Raw genomic sequence first — 18,294 nt, forward strand, 5'->3', positions numbered from 1 at the left:
ACCTTGCTGCGGAGGTTCTTCTCCTTCAAATGGAGGATCTCATGCTCCTCCATTCGAAGGAGGCGGCCCTGCAACGGGAACCACATGTGCGTCCGCATTCGACCTTCCCTCGCACGCCCGCTTGTGGCAACATGCCGCCGCGAAAGCAAAGCGATTCGTGGGACGAACGATCACGTTACGTAAGGCCGGCCCATGCACGATGATCCGGATAGACCCGAGGTCCTGACGCCGTCGGCCCCTTCGCCGTCTCCGTCCGAGCGTGCCAGCGAACGGGAAACCGCCGCCGAAGAGCTGCAACGACTGAACGCGGAGCTTCGGCAGCAGGCTGCGCACCTGCGGGAGGTCAACCAGACACTGCTCGAAAGCGAGCAACGCCTGAGGTTGGCCATCGAAACGGGAAGAATTGGTCTGTGGGTCTGGAACTCCACGGACCTGAACAACGTGGGCGACTGGTCGCAGCGGATGAAGGAGATTTTCGGGTTACCGCTGGACGCAGAGGTAACCCATGACATGTTTTTGAAAGTGGTTCACCCGGACGACCGGACGCGCGTGGACAGCCTGGTCATGCAAGCGCTCGCCGGTGCGAATGGCGGCGAATATCGCGCGGAGTACCGCACGATTCATCCGCAAGACGGCTCGGAGCAATGGGTGACGGCCCGCGGCCAGGCGTTCTTCGACGCGGACGGTCAAGCCATTCGTTTCATCGGTACCGTGATGGAAATCACCGAGCGCAAACGCGCCGAGGAAGCCTCCGCGCGTCTCAACATGGAGCTCGAACGGCGGATCCGCGAGCGCACAGCGGACCTGGAGCGCATCAACCAGGCCTTCCGTGTCGAAATCGAAGAACGAAAAAAGAGCGAGGCCTCGTTGACCAGGACCCAGCGCCTGAGCCAAACGGGAAGCGCGACCTGGATCCTCGCGACGGGCCAGCTCATCTGGTCGGATGAGACCTATTGTATCTTCGAGGTTCATCCCGACACGAAGGTCACGCCCGAGCTGGTCGCGTCGCGGGTCCACCCCGAGGACCTCCCCCTCTACCTCCAGGCGTTCTCCGGCAAGGGTGAGGACCTCCATTTCGGCCACCGGCTCGTCATGCCCGACGGCTACATCAAGTACGTCGAGGTCGCCGCCACGGCCATACGCGACGAAGCGGGCCAGATCATCGAATGGGCGGGCGCGATTCGCGACGTGACCTCGATCAAACAATCCGCGGAAGCCTTGCGGGCCTCGGAGCACCTCGCGAGGGGTCAATTCGCTGCGCTCACCCGCACGCTGGATGCGCTCGCCCAGGAGTCGAATCCCGAGCGACTCCTGGAGCACGTCTTGCGCATGATCGCCGGACGGCTGAACGGGCAGAGCGTCAGCGTGTACGAACGAAACGGGGCCAACGAACTGGATATGGTCGCGACGTTCGAGGAGGATCGGCTGCACGCCCCCTCGAAACACCTGTCCTCGGTCAAAAAGGTCACGCTCTTCACGGAGGACCATCCCGTCTGGAGCGAAGTGCTCCGCACCGGCGTCGATATCGTCGTCGGGGAGATCGATTGCGATCCACCGCGTATTCGAATCGGCAGCCGTGAGAATTCGCCTTGGTATCCATGGCACGGCGACGCGCCTCACGATCCCAACATGGCCGTGATCTACCGGCGGCTGGCAGCGATGGGCGTCGTGGCCACGCTGACGGTCCCGACGCTGATCGGCGGCAAGCTCGCCGGCTTCATCGGGATCCGATCGAGGCACAAGAACCTCTTTCGAGCAAACGAGATGGAGCTCGCTCGTGCGCTCGCCCATCAGGCCATGCTCGCCATTCAGCTCATGCGACTGTCCCGACAAAGCCGCGAGGCGGCCATCGCAGCGGAGCGCAATCGCATGGCGCGGGATCTCCATGACACGCTGGCGCAGGGATTCACCGGCGTGATCGTGCAACTGGAGGCGACGGAGGACGCCTGGTCAAGGGGCCTGCTCCCCGAGGCTGGAAAACACCTCGTCCGCGCGCGTGAGCTGGCGCGCGGCAGCCTGCAAGAGGCGCGACGCTCCGCGCATGCACTTCGCTCGCAGGCGCTCGCCGAAAAGAACCTCTGTGACGCGGTGGAGGATTTGATCAAAAAAATGACCAGCGGGACCAGCGTGGTCGGCGCGTTCACGCGGGAGGGCAGCCCCTGGCCGTTGAGCAATGAGTGCGAGGAAAACCTCCTGCGCATCGGCCAGGAGGTGCTGACGAACACGCTCCGACACGCACGCGCGCGCCATTTCAACGCTCATCTCGCTTTCGAGCCACAAAGGCTCCGGTTCGAGCTGCGGGACGACGGCGTAGGGTTTGACCCTGCGTCACAAAACGAAGGCCTCGGTTTGATCGGAATCAAGGAGCGGGTCGAAGTGATGGGCGGCCAATTGACCATACGAAGCGCGGAAGGAAGCGGGACGCTCATCGTGGCGTCCTTGCCAGGTCCGTACGCCTCGAGCGGCTCTCTCCTATGAAAGACCCCGCAGACATGGCAGCGAAGCCTTCGGGCGTCGATAAAATACGGGTGCTCATCGCCGACGATCACATCACGGTGCTGGAGGGCCTGGCAGCCATCATCAGCCGCCAACCCGACATGGAGGTCGTGGCCGAGGCCTCGAATGGCCGGCAGGTGGTGGAGCTCTGGCAACAATATCGTCCGGACGTCGCGCTGATCGACATCCGCATGCCCGTGCTCGATGGCGTCGCGGCAATCGAAGAGATCCGGAAGAACGACGCATCCGCCCGCTTGATCGTCCTCACGACGTTCGACACCGACAATGACCTCCTCAACGCCGTCAAAGCCGGCGCCAAGGGGTATCTCTTGAAGGATTCGCGCCGGGAGGAGCTCCTCGACTGCATCCGCAGGGTGCATCGGGGGGAGACGTGCCTTCCTGCATCCCTCGTGCAGAAGCTCGCGGCGAGCCTGAGCCGTGAAGCCCTCACGAGCCGCGAGGTCGAGGTGCTGGAGTATCTCGCGCGCGGGGAAAGCAACAAGGAGATCAGCGCACTGCTCGGCATCGGGGAGACGACGGTGAAATCGCACCTCCGGAGCATTTTTCGCAAGCTCGACGTGCTCAGCCGGACAGAGGCCATTGCCACCGCGAGCCGCCTCGGGCTGATCAAGCTGTAGCGCGCCGCGGACGCCGGAGCGCGCTGTGCCCTTTGGATCAGGGCAGAGACCGAACGAAATCGAGCAGCGCCCCCGAGCCGACTTGCGCCGTCACGCCGGCCGGCAGTTTCCGGACGAGCCACGTGACCTCGTACATGGCCGATGCGCCGGGAGCAATCTCCGCATATCTCCCTTGGTTCTCCACCTCGACGTAGCCGCCTTCCGCGACCGACTGCGCGAAAATCTCCACCTCGCCCTCGCCGGGCGCCTGGCTCGACGAAGGCACATCGGCAAACCTCTTCAAGAACAGGAGATCCCCCGCCACATGCGCGACCCAACCTTCCTTGCCGTCGGCGTTCAATTTTTTCTGCTGGCCGTCGGGCGGATGGGCCGCGCCATCGAACCAGGTCACGCTCTCCGCGGATTCGACAGGCAGGGGATTGGAACCTCCGGGGGTGAACTGCGTGTCCCCCGTCGGGAAGAAGGTGAGTCCCCCTTGGGCCACGCGCGTCACTTCCCACGGCGCGACGGAGAACGGCGCATTCCCCGTGTTCCGGATCGTGTAGGTGATGACCACAGCCTCGCGCGAAAAATCGGCGGCGAACGCTTTTTCGATCGAAAGCGTCTTTCCCGCGTAGCTCGCCTGCGGACCTACGAGGCGGAAGGACGATTCATCGATCGTCGGCGTGTACGCACTGGAATCAACCGCGGCGGGCGGCGGCCATCCCCAGTCGCTCTGGGGGCTCGTCCAGAAGGTGGAGCCCCAATTCACCGCGTTCACTGCGGCATCGGTGAGAAGCTCGATGCCGTCCCACCGGAGCGCGCTGATCCGAGCGCCCTTCGACGGGTCGACCTCGAAGTAGAGCGAGCTGAACTCGAGAACGAGAACCCCGTCGCGCTCGATGGGCCCGTCGAGCATCTCGACGGGACCCGCGCCGCCCCCTCCTTCTCCACCACTTGAGGATCCACCGGTCGACGCGCCGCCGGTCGACGCGCCGCCGGTCGCGCTGCTCGAACTGGTTGCCGAAGCGCCGCCTCCACCGGTCGTGTCGTCGGGGCTCTTGGCACTGCAACCGAACAGCAGGGTCAGCATGAGAAGCGTGGCCGAGGCAGGAAGGTGATTCATGGTTCCTCTCGGGGAGTTTCTTCAGAGGAGAACGTTTGCGGTCGTCTGTCAAGGCTCATGGTGTCGACTGCCGGCGCCGCCACATAGTAAATGACTGAATTTGCCTATTATTTCTCTTGGGGCTGTTCGTGCACGCGTGGTAGGCAAAGCGACGTGAGCCAGGGTATGAGTGACTTCAGCGTTGCTCTCGCGACGGGGCTTGTCGTGCTCGCCGCTGGGGGCTTGGCCGCCGGCTGTATCGGTCCCCAAGGCGCCGTCGAGCCGTGCCCGCCTTGCCCTTGTGAGAATCCCTCGTCGGGGGCAAGCGCCTCGGACGCGCCGCCTGCTGCGGCGCGCAGCGATCTGCCGGTCCCCGATCCGGTCGTGCCCACGGGCCCCATGATTTGGGATGGCGGCGGCATCTCGAACTTGCCCACGATCGAGCCGCCCGGGAGCTGGTTCGTCTACAGCGACAAAACCGCGGCCGGCGTGAAAAAGCCGCCTTCGGTCGAGGAATTCACGAGCGCGATCGAAAACGGGGCGATCCACACGACGGGGAAAGGCTATACCGAATGGGGCGGCGGCATCGGCACGAACTTGTGCGGCGCGCCGCTGCTCACGCCGGTGGATGGAACGAAATACAAGGGCATCCGGTTCAAGGCTTCCGGCTCGACGCCGATGAAGTTCCTCGTGGCCACGGTGGACACGATGCCGGAGTTCGGGCGCTGCAAGAAATGCTACGACCATTTCACGGTCGCCATTACCAATCTCTCGGCGGAGATGAAAACCTACGAGCTCAAGTGGAGCGACCTGAAGCAGCTCGGATGGGGCGACAAGGCCAAGCTGGACACGAAGGCGCTCGTCGGATTGAACTGGACCTCCAAAGACGCGGTCGCGTGGGACTTCACGATTGATGACGTAGCCTTCTTGGAGTGATCCATGCGCTCCTGTGTCCTCCTTCCTGCGTCTGCGCTCGTCATGGCGCTCGTCTCCGGCTGCGGGCGGGGTTCGTACGATCCTTCGGATCACCTACGCCCGACCCCGCCTCCCAAGGCGCTCCCGGAGAACGTTGATTTCGAGCTTCGAGAGGAGTTCGACGGCCCTTGCACGGCGCGAACGACGATCGACGTGAACCTCGGCAATACGCCCGAATCGTTCGTTCGTGCGGCACATTGCCAGATCCGCGGCGCAGAGCCGAGCGCCGAGCTGATCACGGACTGGGCCGAGCAGCTCCGGACCCGTGAATGGGTTCGACGGATCGACGTCGTGCGTAGCCTTTGCAGCGACGCGGGCAAGAGCTGTCCCCTGACCTACTCCGATCCCTGGAAGGAGCAGGTGCTGCTGACGACGCCGTGTGTGCGAAAAACACAGCGAGACGTAGGCGCCGTCTTGATGTTCTTCAGCGAGTGCCCCGGTGGGGTCAACTGCGATCTGGATTGGGCCAATACCCACGCGAGCGGCATGGATGCCCCCCATCGGCTCCACGCGTTCGGCGCGGCAGCAGAGGGTTATTACCATCCGGACAACGCTGGGTTTTGGAAGCGCGAACTCCTCGATGCCCGCTGGGCGGGGCTCCAGTTCCTGCTCGTGAACACGTACGGCCCGGACCTCGGCCGGCTCGGCCGGCTGAGTGAGGCCCTCGCCGACGTGGATGGAGGCATCCAGATTGCGCTCCTCGACGATACTTGGTCCTGGGGGCGGGCGCAGCAGCCGCCGCCCTGGAACGTCGCCCCGAATCTGGCCGACGCCGAGGGCGCCGCGCAGGTGATCTATCAGGCAAAGTGGAAGCCGTTCTTCGATGCGATCGCGCCCGAGCACTGGTACCGCGTCGAGGACAGACCGTTCATCTATTTTTACAACGCTGGCACCTTGAAGCCGCTCACTGCCGCGGCGGCGGTGGTCGCTCGGCTGAAGGAATTTTTCACTGCGGATTTCGGCGTCGAGCCGTTCGTCGCGGTGGATCGCGCGTTTTTCCAGGACCCCGGCATGCCGGCCGTGGCGGATTCGCAGTTCCTCTGGGACACCTTCGGCGACGAGGACAGTCATTTCAACCTCAAAGGCGTGACGCACGACCACTTCATGGTGAAGTGGGATTCCATCGGCCGCGATCACCCAGGCGAACTCGCGACCGACAACGATCGGCTCGTGAAGGGCCCGCAGCTCTTGCAGGAGGCCCTGGGCAGCTCCGCGGCGTCCGATCTTGCGGTGTTTGCCACCTGGAACGACCTCGGCGAGGGGACCGGCATCCACCGCAACTACGACTACTACCATCAGGGACAGTGGCTCACGCCGCACGCCTTCATGCGCCTCCTGCGCGCCGCGCAATGCGAGGAGTAGAAGTGGCCTCGTGCCACTTCTAACGTGCGCGCGCCGTTCGACGGCGAGGACGACCGGGAGGCGTGGGCCGGTCGACCGCTGGCACGACCAAATTGCATCCCGAGAGGGATCCCGATTGCATCCCGAGTAAATGCTACGCGTTGACCATGATTCGCATTGACGGTGCCGGTGCAGTTCGCCGAATCTGTGCACGAGCTGATCACGACAGCGACGAACTCTCGAAACTCACGAGGAACGGGGCGAGACTATGAAGCGGAATCGTGCGTTGCATCTCTCCATCTACACCGTTTGTGGCGCCTTGGCGCTCGCGTCGGCGTGCTCGTCGGGCACGGGCGACCCCAACGGAGGCGCCGGCGTCGGCAGCGCCAGCAGCAGCGGGAGTGGCGGCGGCAGCAGCTCTTCGAGCAGCGCAGGCGGCAGCGGCGGCAGCGGCGGTTCAGCACCTCCCAGCGTGTGTGACGACAACGTTCGCGTGCTGACCGTCGACGATGCGTTCGTGGACGACTTCGAGACCGATATGGCGTTCCCGGGTTGGTACTCGTTCGCGGACACGGAGGCCGCCAACTTCAGCAAGATTGCCCGTGAAGGCGAGGGCGCCGTCACGACGACCATGGCCGCTCACGTGAGCGGCACCGGCATCAAGGCGCCGACCGACGGTGGCTTCGGCGCAGGCTTTGGCTTCGGCCTGAAAGATGCCAACGGGGCGTGTGCCGGCATTTCGGCCTTCGACGGCATCTCGTTCTGGGCCAAGGGGACCGCGGGTGCCGACAACGCGCTCCGGCTCCAAGCCGTGCATCCAGCGACACAAGCCAAGGCGGACGGCGGCGACTGCGAGACGAATTGCTACAACCACCCCGGCAAAAGCATCACGCTGACCTCGGAGTGGAAGCAATACACGATCAAATGGAACGAGCTCGCAGGGTCCGTGCAGGTCAAGGACGTCATCCTCGGCCTGAGCTGGATCACGCCGGGCCCTGATTTCGACATCTGGATCGATGAGGTGACCCTCTTCGCGGGCACGGCGCCGACCGGTCCGATCGGCAAATGAAGCCGCGAAACGTCGCGACCGGCCTCGAGTGGGCGGCCCTCCTGGGGCCGGTCGCGCTGATTTCGGGCCTGCTCTCGGGCTGCTTCGATCAGACGATGAGCCAGGCCGAGAGCCCCGAGCAGAGTGCCGGGGCAACGGTGGGCGCGGGGCCTCGGGCCCAAACGACGGGAGCACGAGCCATGAGCCATCCCATCGACGAAAAGGACCTCGGACCGTTCAAGCTCAAGCCCGAGTGGACGGGTCCCTGTGGGCGCGCGGAGGTCGTCGACGTCAACCTCGGACACGCGCCCGAAGCCTTCGTGCGCGCGGCCCATTGCCAGATCACGGGCAAGGAGCCGAGCGCCGAGGTCGTCCGCGGGTGGGCCGAGAAGCTCCGGAGCCAATCGAGGACCCGCCGTATCGATGTCGTGCGGACGCTCTGCGAAGAGGAAAAGCGCACCTGTCAGCTCGCCTATTCGGACCCTTGGGAAAACCACCCCGAGCTCGTGGGCGCTCCGGTCAAGAAGCTGAAGCGCGACATCGGCGCCGTGTTCATGTACTTCTTCAATTGCCCGAACGAGGTCAATTGCAAGATGGACTGGGCCAACACGCACGCGCCGGGCATGGCCGAGGAGCATCCGCTGCTCGGCTTCGGCGAGCGGAAGGCCGGCTATTACGTGCCCTCGAACCCCGGGTTCTGGCGGCGCGAACTCGTCGACGCGAAGTACGCGGGCCTCGATTTCTTGCTGCTCAACACGTATGGCCCCGATATCGAGGATGGCAAGCTCGAACCGCTCGCGAAGGCGCTCGCGAGCCTCGACGATCCGGTCAAGATCGCCTTCTTCGACGACACCTGGACCTGGGGTCAGCCCTACTTCTCCGAGGCCTGGAAGCAGAAGCCCGACCTCAACGACACGGAAGCGGCGGCGAAGCGAATCTACGAGATGAAGTGGAAGCCCTTCTTTTCGCAGGTGGACAAACGCTACTGGTATCGCTTCAATGGCAAACCATTCGTCTACTTCTACAACGCGGGCACGCTCCTGCCTCGCACGAAGTCCTCTGCGTTGATCACGAGGCTCAAGGAGATGTTCGCCGCGGAGTTCCACGAGGAGCCGTTCGTCGACGCGGACTCTGCTTATTTCGAGGATGCGGCCATGGAGCGCGTGGCGGATGCGCGTTATCAGTGGTTCACGTTCAACTCCCCCGAGCGCCGCAGCCGTTCGACGCTCAAGGGCCACATCATCGATCACGCGATGGTCAAGTGGGACGCGGTGGGCCGTGATCTTCCCGGGAAGCTTCCCCGCCAGACCGACTTGATCATCAAAGACGCTGCCGTCTTTTCGCGCGTGCTCGAGGAGACGCGTGACGCCGAGCTGCTCGTGATCGCGACCTGGAACGACCTCGGCGAGGGAACTGGGATCCACCGCAACTACGACTACTACTTCCATGGGCAGTGGCAACGCCCCGACTACTTCATGCAGCTCATCCGGAAGTCACAGAGCGGACAATGAAGGTCGAAATTTGGATGGCAGGGGCCCTCCTGTGTACCACGTTGGCCTGCTCCTCTGAGGGGAATGCGGGTCGCGTCTGGCTCACCGAAGGGCTCGCAGCGGCAGTGCCGTGGGCCAATGGAGCGGTACCGCTCCGGAACCAGAATGGCGCGCTGGTCACGCCCAACGAGCCCGTCTATCCGCCGATCGGGGCGGAGACGCCGGATCCCGGCTCGCGCGCGGTCGATTGCAGCGGGCTATCCGGCATCGAGCTTTCGCCCTTTTGGATCGAGACGTTCGAGGCCGATCCCAGCCTCCCGAACGCCGTGGGCGTCGCGGAGGGGTGGTCCGCATACGACGACGAGACCTATGGCTCCTTTCGTGTGCCGGGCGACGCGGCGTGGTACCCCGGGCTCTTCGGGCGCTACAAGGAAAAATGGGGCCTCGCGGCCGATCGGATCACGAATGGACCGAGCTGCGACGGCCAGCCCAATGGCTGGGCCTTGCATTTCCGCGGCGGGCGCTTCAACTATTTCGGCGCGGGCCTGGAGCACCCGCTCGCTGCCATCGTTCCCTGCCCTTCGGGCTCCGACGTCTGCCCTCAGCCGCCTGCCCCGGGCGCGACCGTGGATCCGGTGGGCCTGCCGCTCACGCGTCCGGACGGGCACGATTTCGAGCAACCGGAGCCGCACCGCTACTGGGACCTTAGTCGGTATGATGGCGTCACGTTCTGGGCGCGTCGTGGTCCGGACAGCCAGCCCGGCGTTCTGGTCGCGCTCCATGACAAGCATACGAGCGACGCGCTCAACCGCGAGCATCAGACATTCTGCCGCCGGATCAAGGCGTGTCGCCCCAAGTGCCAGAACGGCTTGCCTTGTACGGTCGAGAATCCGGACGCGCCGGTGCCGACGCACCGCTGCTTCGATCCCGCGGTAGGCATGGCGCCGATCGCCGAACCGGCGCTGCTCGAGGAGCTTTATCCCGTCTGTGGCCCGAGCGCATGCCAGTCACCGGATTACTATTACGATCGGGACCTGGACGGCACCGAATGCAAGGCCTACGATTTTTCGGGGGCGCAGGCTGGTTATTATTGTTACGGCAGCGAGGCGCCGCCCGCGGAGGAGGAGCGCTGCGGCGATGGTTGGGTCGCCTCCATCCGCCTCACCACCGATTGGCAGCTCTTCGTGATCCCGTTCAGCGAATTCCGCCAGGTCGGGTTCGCGAAACACGCGCCGTTCCTCGACCTGCGCTCGATCAACATGCTCGCGCTTCAGCTTCCGGTCGGGTTCGCAGACGTATACATCGACAACGTGACCTTCTATCGCCGCCGGTGAGAGATCCGATGAGAAGGCTATCCGAGCTCGTAGCGCTCGCGTGGGCTCTCGGTACCATCGTGACGACAAGGGCGGCCCTCGGGCAGGAGGCGCCTCCAGAACCGCCGCCCGTTGCGCCACCCAAAGAGCCGGACGCCATCCCCGCGCCGCCTCTGTCGCCGAAAGCGCCGGAGAAAAAAGATGCGCCCGTCGCGCCTCCGAAGGCTCCTGCTGCGAAGACCGCGTCGCCTCCGCCGCCCGCTGCCAAGAAGCCGCCCGTCCCCGCATTGCCGCCAAAGGGCTACATCCCGGGCTCGCGCCGCTCCGTGGGGCTCGGCCTCTCCCCGTTTGCTCCGAGCGGGCCAACGCTGCCGGGCGGCGCGACCATTCCCTTCAGCGTGCCGGCCGAGGAGAGCAGCGAATTCACCTTCAAGTTCAGCGGCTTCATGAGCGCCGCGCTCCGGCTCTCTGTCGACGAACGTGAACGCGCGACGCCCAGGCAATTCGAGACGACGCTGCTCGCGCCTCCGCAGACGCCCGATCTCTACGGCGCCGTGCGGGGCACGAACGCGCCGCTCGGGAGCTGGGTCGAACTCCGGTTCGATTACGGCAATGCCAACGTCAAGGCGGTCGTGAAGCTCAGCACCTGGAAGCCGTCGGCAGGAGAAACCTGGCGCGAAACCACGAGCCAGAATTTCTTGAACGAGGCGTTTCTCCTGTTCACGGCGCCCGTGACCGCGGATCTGACCCTGAACTGGACGGTGGGCGTATTCCGCAATGCGTACGGCTCGCTCGGACAATACGGGGCGGGCCAGTACAACGCCGCGATCGTCGGCTCGCCCTTCGGCGTCGGCGAGACGCTCAGCGCGAAGTACAAACTCTCGAGCTCGCTCTCGCTCTTCGCGGAGCACGGCGTGATGGGGCGGTTCAGCAAGGTGCCGCTCGGCGGCGGACCGAATGTGTACGACCACGACGCGAATCCCTCGCGGCCCTCGGCCTTCGTCCACCACGCGCACGTCGGCCTGGGCATCGAGGGCGACGTGCCGTTCGTCTTCGGCCTACATTACCTCAGCAATTTCGCGCAGGACGAGCGCGACCAGATCGACGACCCCAAGACCCCGTTCCTCGACGAAGGCCTGCGCCCCGACCCGCAGATGACCGTGCTCGGCGCCGACGTTCGCATGATCAACAACCACCTCGGCAACTTCGCCATCGCGGCCTCGTACGCCGACGCGACGTACGCGCATATGCTGACGGGCATGAATTACTACGGCGCCGACACCGGCGAGCTGCTCACCAAGCGGCTCCTCGGTCAGGCGGGCGGAGGCACGGGCAAGCTCCTCATCGCGGGCTTCGAATACAACTTCAGTTGGTCGAAGTTCCTCTGGCATCCGACGGCCTTCTGGGGCGAAGGACCCGATCTCATCACGAGCGTATTCGCGAACGTCGGCACCGTGCTCGAGAGCCGCGATCCGAGCTTCGACGGCCGTACGCTTTACAAGCTCGGCGCGGAGGCCACCTATCGCTTTTTCTCGTGGCTCGCGCTCTCGGGCCGTTACGATTACGTCTCGCCGAACTCCAAGGACCGCGAGGAGAGCTTCCACGTCATCAGCCCGAAGCTCGTCTTCCGGAGCAACTGGAATAGCCACGAGCATGTCACGCTGAGTTACACGCGCTGGTTTTACGGTGCGCATTCCCGCGGCGAAGCTCCGAACGATTACACGCGCGAGGAGCTCGACAACCAAATGCTGGCCCTCACCTTCGGGATGTGGTGGTGATCATGAAGGAGCCCATGGGTTCATGCGCACGCGGGGCGCGCGCTCTCTTCCTTTCGCTCTGCACCCTGTCGTTCGTCACGAGCGCCGCGTACGCCCAGGATGACAAGAAAAAAGACAAGGAGAAGGAGAATGCCGCCGCCTCGGACACGGGGCTCGGCCTCACGCCCGGGACGCCGGTCGTCGCCACCTTGCCCGGTGGAATCGGCCCTTCGTACGGGAAAAAGCCCGCGAGCGAGCAGGATTATGCCTTCGACTTCCACGGCCTCATCACGATGCCGCTGCGGCTCGGGCTGAACCAGCGCGAAGGCTTCGTGACGACCGAGCAGAAAAACCTCGTGCTCCACGCGCCTCCCGTGGTGCCTGATTATCGCGACTCCTTCGCGGGCACGACCGTCGTGCCACAGCCCTATGCGCAGCTCGCGTTCTCGTACGGAAACTCCATCGTGACCGGCACGGCCATCATCAAGGCGTGGACGGCCACCACCGCGGCGAGCTTCTTCGATCCCACGCTCCAGGGGGGCATCACCGACGCCTTCATCACGTTCAACCTCCCAAACCTGGCCAAGAACACCTACTTCGCCATCAACGTGGGCGCGTTCTCGAACCGCTATGGCACGATGGGCGAATACGACGAAGGACGCTACGGCACAGCCCTCATCGGCCGCACCAATGGCGTCGGCGAGAACATCGTCGCGCGCCTCTCGCTCGGCAACGTGGTGCTCGCATTCGAGCAAGGCTTCCAGGCGCAGCTCGACAAGCCGCCGATCGGGCTCACCACCGACGGCTGGAACGGGTTCGCCGATCCCAACACCGGCACGAGCCTCGTCATGCACGAGCACCTCGGACTCACCTTCCGGCGCCAGCTCACGCTCGGCCTTCATCACATGCGCGCGTGGAGCCAGGACGATCGCGCCTCGCAAGCATTCACGCCCGACGGCACGATCACCGTGCTCGGCGCGGACATGCGTTTCTCCGCGAGCCACCTCGGCCACGTCTATGTCGGCGCGTCGTACACGGACGCCACCGACGCGCGCTCGGTGGGCCGGATCCTCTCCGTCATGAACACGCAAGGGGGGCCCGATCTGATGCGCAATTATCTCGGCCCGAACAGCGGAGGAACCGGCCAGCTCATCACGCTCGGGGCCGAATACAGCGTGAGCCTCGCGCGCCTGCTCCTCTATCCGCGCGACTACAATGGGAAGAGCCGCGACATCCTCCTCTCGGCCTTCGGGATCTATTCCCACGTCAAGAGCGACGATCCCGCGTACAATGGGGACCACAAGGTCAAATTCGGCGCCGAGGGCACCTATACGCTCGCGTCGTTTTTCGCCGCCTCCCTGCGCCTCGACCACGTGCGACCGACGAGCAACGTCGACGGGCGCGAGTTCACGATCATCTCGCCGCGCCTGATCTTCCGCACCAACTGGCAATCACGCAATCAGGTCGTGCTCCAGTATTCGCGCTTCGTGTACGGCTCGAACCCGGTCGTGCGGAGCGGGTATCCGGCGGTCGACGACCCCATGCTGAGCCCCGATGCGGACATGATTTCGCTCTCGGGGAGCATGTGGTGGTGACGACGCCGAGCTCTCCTCCGGCAAACGCCGAATCTCCTTTCGACCTTCTGCAAGGTGGGGTGCCATGAAAACACGCGCATTCTCGTCGTCGACCTTCGGAGTCCTCGTGGCGGTGGGCATGGGGCTCCTCGCCAACGTCGCCTGCTCAACCGCCCCGGATCCCCCCGCCGGGAGCGGCGAGAGCATCGGGGGCGGCGGGAGCGGCGCCGGCGCCGGCGGGACTGGCGGCGATGCCGGTTCCGCCGGCGCCGGAGGCCAGAGCGCGGGCTCGGGCGGGGCGGGAGGACAGCCCCCGGGGCCGTCGGGGGGCGGCGCGGCGGCGCCGTTCGTCGAATACGAGGCCGAGGTCATGGAGACGAACGGCGTCGTGCTCGAGCCGACCCGCGCCTTCACGGCGGTCGCCTCCGAGGCGTCGGGCAGGCAAGCCGTCCGGCTCTCCAACGTCGGCGACTACGTGCGCTTCAAGAATCAAGGCCCGTCGAATTCGATCGTCGTTCGGTACTCCATCCCGGACGGCGGCAGCGATTTCTGGACGACGCTCAGCGTGTACGTGAACGACGAGCTCCGCCACAAGCTGCCCGTGACCTCGCGTTATGCGTGGACCTACGGCGATCACAACCATTTCAACCAGCCCGACCAGAACAACCCAGGCCTCGGCGTGCCGCATCACTTCTTCGACGAGTCACGGGCGCTGCTCTCCGACATCCCGGCGGGCGCGACCATCATGCTCCGAAAGGACGCGTCGGACACGGCGGCCGAGTACGTGATCGATCTGGTCGACATGGAAACGGTCGCGCCCCCGCTCCCGAAGCCCGCGGGATATCTCTCCCTGATCGACGATTGCGGGGGCACGCCAAACGACGCAAGTGACGACTCCGGGGCCCTGCAACATTGCATCGATCGCGTGCAGGGCGAGGGGCACGCGGGGCTCTACCTGCCGCCGGGAGAGTTCAGGAGCCTCAGCAAGCCGCTCAGCCTGTCGAACATCACGGTCCGCGGCGCCGGCATGTGGCACACGACCGTCTCCGGCTATTTCGCGCGCTTCGACTGCTGGGGCAACAACTGCAAGTATCACGACTTTTCCGTGTTCGGCGACACGATCCAGCGCAAGGACGACTCGCCGGAGAATGCGTTCGGCGGCAACGGCAGCTCGGGCTCGCTGCTCGAGAACATCTGGGTCGAGCACGTCAAGGTCGGCTACTGGACGGGGGCCGACACGAATGGTCTCGTGATCCGCAACTGCCGCATGCGCAATTTGTTTGCCGACGCGGTGAACTTCTACGGCGGAACGAGCAACTCCATCGTCGAATACACGCACGCGCGGAACACGGGAGACGACGCCTTCGCGTCGTGGTCCCCCGCCGACCGGGCGCTCAACCGCAAGAACGTGTTCCGGAGAAACCTCGTGCAGGTGCCGTGGATGGCGAACTGCTTCGGGATTTACGGCGGCGAGGACATCAGCGTCGAGGACAACGTGTGCGCCGACGTCGTGCAATATCCCGGCATCCTGATCGCTCGGCAGTTCGGCTCGCATCCCTTCAGCGGGATGACGCGGATCGAGCGCAATACGCTGCTTCGCGCCGGCGGCTCCGCGTACAACGAGGAGCACGGCGCCTTCAAGCTCCACGCCGCCCAGGGGCTGCTCCAGCACGTGACCGTGAACGACCTCGAGATCATCGAGCCGACGCACGCGGGCATTCACATCGAGGGCCCGGCGGCGATGGACAGCATCTGGTTCAACAAGGTCAACATCAAGAAGCCACGAACCGCCGCGTTCCATCTGAGCCCCGGCTCGAACGGAGCGATGGACGCGGCCTATGTCGTGGCGACCGAGGCCCCGGTCGGCGTGATCGATCAGTCGCAGGGCCAGTTCAAGATCCTGCCCGGCGCAGGAAACGCAGGCTGGTAACGCGCCCGTTCAGAGCGCCTCGTGCAGAGCGACCTGCTCTGCGCGAGGCACCGCGGCGCTGCGCGCGTCGTCGAGCACGAGCGCGAGCGTGAAATTCTCGGCTCGATTCTCGAACTCCACGACCCCGTCCTCGACGCGCAACGTCCGGCCATCGAGCGTGATCTCCTTGCCGCGGAAGCCGTGGAACACGAGGCGCAGCGCGTGCCTGCGAAACTCGGGAAAGCCACACCCCGTCACCGCCGCCGACACCGAGAGCGCGGCGCCGCGACGCGTGAGGCGGAACGTCGTTCGATAATAGGCGCCGCGCGCGAACGAGAGGGTAAGACCGTCATCTTCGTGGAGCTCCGAGACAAACTCGCCGTCCTCGTCCGGCACGAAGACGTGAAGCACGAGCCGCTCCGGCGCATGATCCATCGTCGACGCCGGGGCCGATTCGTAGCTCGGGATGATGTATCCGCCGCGAGCGAACAGCGGAATCCGATCGAGCGGCGCCTTCGCGGTGATGAACTGTCCACCCGCATGACGCTCCTCCGTGTACCAATCCACCCAGGTCCCCTCGGGGAGGTAGACCCGGCGCTCCGTGCAGCCTTCCGTGCAGACGGGGGCGACGAGCAGCGCCTCCCCGAGCAAATATGCGTCGTCTGTCTCGCGCGCGTGCGGATCCTGCTGAAAATCGTAGACGAGCGGTCGCGCAATCGGATCCCCCGACGCGCTCGCCTGGAAAAACGCGCTGTAGAGATAGGGCAGCAAGCGATAACGGAGCTGGATCGCATGGCGGCAGATCGCTTCCACCTCGGGACCGAACGACCAGGGGTATTGGTCGGGCTCGCCCCAGTGGTTGTGATAGCGGCAGAACGGCGTGAGTGCCCCGCATTGGACCCAGCGCGCGGCGAGCTCCGGGCTCGGCGTCGAGACGAACCCCGGGATGTCCGCGCCGATGAAGGGCTGCCCGGAGATGCCCATGGCGAGCGCCATCGGGACGCTCATCTGGAGGTGCTCCCAATTCGAGCAATTGTCGCCGAGCCACTGCGCCGCGTAGCGCTGGATGCCCGCGGATCCGGCGCGGCTGAGGACGAAGGTACGGTGGTCGGGCCGCGCCTCGGCGAGGCCTTCGGCCGTGGCTCTGGCCATCAGGAGCGCGAACTGGTTGTGATAACGCTCGTGGGGGTGATCTTCCCCGTCGCGATCGAAACGCATGGCGAACGGCTCGATGTCGCCCGTCGCGGGCTCGTTCATATCGTTCCAGATCCCGGCGACGCCCGAGGCGACGTGCTCGGCGACGAGCGAGGCCCACCAAGCGCGGGCCTCCGGCTTGACGAAGTCCGGGAATGCGCTGCGCCCGGGCCAGACTTTGCCAATGTAGAGGTTCCCGGATTCTGTCTTGCAGAGCAGGTTCCGCGCGCGGGCCTCGTCGAACACCGGGTAGCCCGGCTCGACCTTCACGCCGGGATCCACGATCGTGACCAGACGGAACCGGCTCTCTTTCAGCGCGTCCAGGAAGCGCGGCGCGTCGGGGTATCGGGTCGGGTGCCAGGTGAACACGCGGTAGCCATCCATGTAGCCGATGTCGAGCCAAAGCACATCGCACGGGATGCCGCGGTCCCGATATTGCCGACCGATGGCGGAGATCTCCTCGTCCGTGTAGTGGTGATATCGGCACTGATGATGACCGAGCGCCCAGATCGGCGGCGCCGCCATCCGCCCCGTGACGAACGTGTACGCGCGGAGCGCTCCGCGCAGATCCGGACCGGCGAAGACGTACTCGGTGTACTGTCCGCCGGCGAAGGCATACCGGTAGGATTGCTCCCCGGAGAACTCGAAGTTCCCCTTGTAGCCGTTGTCGACGAAGAACCCCGCGACCCTCGCTGCGTCGCCCGCGGAGCTGCAATGGTAAAAGAGCGGGATCGACGTGTAGTAGGGGTCGAACTCCGTGCTCTTGCCCGACAGCGTGTGGTCGGCTTCGTACAGGTGGTTCAGGCGGAGCACGTCCGGATGCAGGATGTCCGTGTTCCAGAGCGCATAATTCTGGCCACGCCGATCGAACGGGCCCGTTTTTTCGCCGAGCCCATAGATCGAATCACGCGGGGAAAGCCGCCGCGTCACGACAAATGCATCATTAAGCTGCACATACCCCCGCGCGTGGCCCTCGTCGTCGCGGTAATCCTCGAAGATCACCGAGCCGTCCTCGCGATAGGCGTCCATCGCGAACGGCCGCTTCGAGATACGAAGGCGGATGCGGGCCGTCTCGACGAGGATCTCGTTGGGTGTTTCTTTGACCTCGAACGGCGGCGGCGCCGGCATTTCAAAGCACGCCGCGAACGTCGGGCTCTCGTCAAAAGAACCCGCCTGGGAGATCTTCAGGCGCAATACGTCAGGGAAAAGCACGTCGACCCGCACCTTCTCCTCGCCGACGCCGAGGAGAAGGCCGCGCTCTGTCTGCTCGACCCAGTCGACGTCGCCCAGCGGGACGTAGTCCGTGCAGTCGATCGTCTTTCGCACCATGACGCTCCTCTGTTCGCCCGACGCCTCGAGGCCGCGCCTCGGTTCGAGCGAAGTCTTCATGTTTTATTGCCCGACCCGAAATGAGTCAAGCCGGATTCATGATTAACTATCCCTGTTTACCAAGCGTTCTCTGCCGCATCACGCCA

The 18,294-nt window shown here is 64.9% G+C and carries 12 protein-coding genes; 10 read left to right on the forward strand and 2 right to left on the reverse strand.

The window, feature by feature from the left end; all coding sequences use genetic code 11:
- Positions 1 to 192 precede the first annotated feature (192 nt).
- Positions 193 to 2,478, forward strand: coding sequence for a sensor histidine kinase (locus E8A74_RS06410; RefSeq protein WP_136928038.1), 2,286 nt, complete (start codon positions 193 to 195; stop codon positions 2,476 to 2,478).
- 14 nt (positions 2,479 to 2,492) lie between these two features.
- A complete protein-coding gene (locus tag E8A74_RS06415; protein WP_136928039.1) occupies positions 2,493 to 3,134 on the forward strand; it encodes a response regulator in 642 nt (213 codons plus the stop codon).
- A 37-nt stretch (positions 3,135 to 3,171) separates the two neighbouring features.
- On the opposite strand, the gene E8A74_RS06420 is transcribed toward E8A74_RS06415, so the two are convergent.
- Positions 3,172 to 4,239, reverse strand: a complete 1,068-nt coding sequence (locus E8A74_RS06420; RefSeq protein WP_136928040.1) for a DUF4380 domain-containing protein — start codon at positions 4,237 to 4,239, stop codon at positions 3,172 to 3,174.
- Positions 4,240 to 4,392: 153 nt separating this feature from the next.
- Between E8A74_RS06420 and E8A74_RS06425 the strand changes: the two genes are divergently transcribed.
- The 8 genes from E8A74_RS06425 to E8A74_RS06465 all read left to right on the forward strand — a co-directional run bounded on the left by E8A74_RS06425 (position 4,393) and on the right by E8A74_RS06465 (position 15,646).
- The gene (locus E8A74_RS06425; protein ID WP_136928041.1) at positions 4,393 to 5,154 is read left to right on the forward strand and encodes a hypothetical protein; all 762 of its coding nucleotides are present in this window, start codon (positions 4,393 to 4,395) and stop codon (positions 5,152 to 5,154) included.
- A gap of 3 nt (positions 5,155 to 5,157) precedes the next feature.
- On the forward strand, positions 5,158 to 6,555 hold the full coding sequence (locus E8A74_RS06430; RefSeq protein WP_136928042.1) for a DUF5010 domain-containing protein: 1,398 nt from the start codon (positions 5,158 to 5,160) through the stop codon (positions 6,553 to 6,555).
- Positions 6,556 to 6,802: 247 nt separating this feature from the next.
- Positions 6,803 to 7,603 carry a hypothetical protein gene (locus E8A74_RS06440; RefSeq protein WP_170228901.1) on the forward strand — a complete coding sequence of 267 codons (801 nt, stop codon included), beginning with the start codon at positions 6,803 to 6,805 and terminating at the stop codon, positions 7,601 to 7,603.
- Positions 7,600 to 9,093, forward strand: a complete 1,494-nt coding sequence (locus E8A74_RS06445) for a DUF5010 domain-containing protein (RefSeq protein ID WP_136928044.1) — start codon at positions 7,600 to 7,602, stop codon at positions 9,091 to 9,093. Before E8A74_RS06440 ends, E8A74_RS06445 begins: the two co-directional genes overlap by 4 nt.
- Positions 9,094 to 9,134: 41 nt before the next feature.
- Positions 9,135 to 10,406 carry a CIA30 family protein gene (locus tag E8A74_RS06450; RefSeq protein WP_170228902.1) on the forward strand — a complete coding sequence of 424 codons (1,272 nt, stop codon included), beginning with the start codon at positions 9,135 to 9,137 and terminating at the stop codon, positions 10,404 to 10,406.
- Positions 10,407 to 10,465: 59 nt separating this feature from the next.
- The gene (locus tag E8A74_RS06455) at positions 10,466 to 12,163 is read left to right on the forward strand and encodes a hypothetical protein (protein ID WP_136928046.1); all 1,698 of its coding nucleotides are present in this window, start codon (positions 10,466 to 10,468) and stop codon (positions 12,161 to 12,163) included.
- 2 nt (positions 12,164 to 12,165) lie between these two features.
- Positions 12,166 to 13,737 carry a hypothetical protein gene (locus E8A74_RS06460; RefSeq protein WP_170228903.1) on the forward strand — a complete coding sequence of 524 codons (1,572 nt, stop codon included), beginning with the start codon at positions 12,166 to 12,168 and terminating at the stop codon, positions 13,735 to 13,737.
- A 64-nt stretch (positions 13,738 to 13,801) separates the two neighbouring features.
- Complete coding sequence (locus E8A74_RS06465) at positions 13,802 to 15,646, forward strand: carbohydrate-binding protein (protein WP_136928048.1); 1,845 nt, start codon at positions 13,802 to 13,804, stop codon at positions 15,644 to 15,646.
- A 9-nt stretch (positions 15,647 to 15,655) separates the two neighbouring features.
- Here the strand turns inward: E8A74_RS06465 and E8A74_RS06470 are convergent, their stop codons facing one another.
- A complete protein-coding gene (locus E8A74_RS06470) occupies positions 15,656 to 18,148 on the reverse strand; it encodes a glycoside hydrolase family 31 protein (RefSeq protein WP_170228904.1) in 2,493 nt (830 codons plus the stop codon).
- Between the last annotated feature and the right edge of the window lie 146 nt (positions 18,149 to 18,294).

Origin of the sequence: Polyangium fumosum, assembly GCF_005144585.1 — a bacterium.
GTDB lineage: Bacteria > Myxococcota_A > Polyangia > Polyangiales > Polyangiaceae > Polyangium > Polyangium fumosum.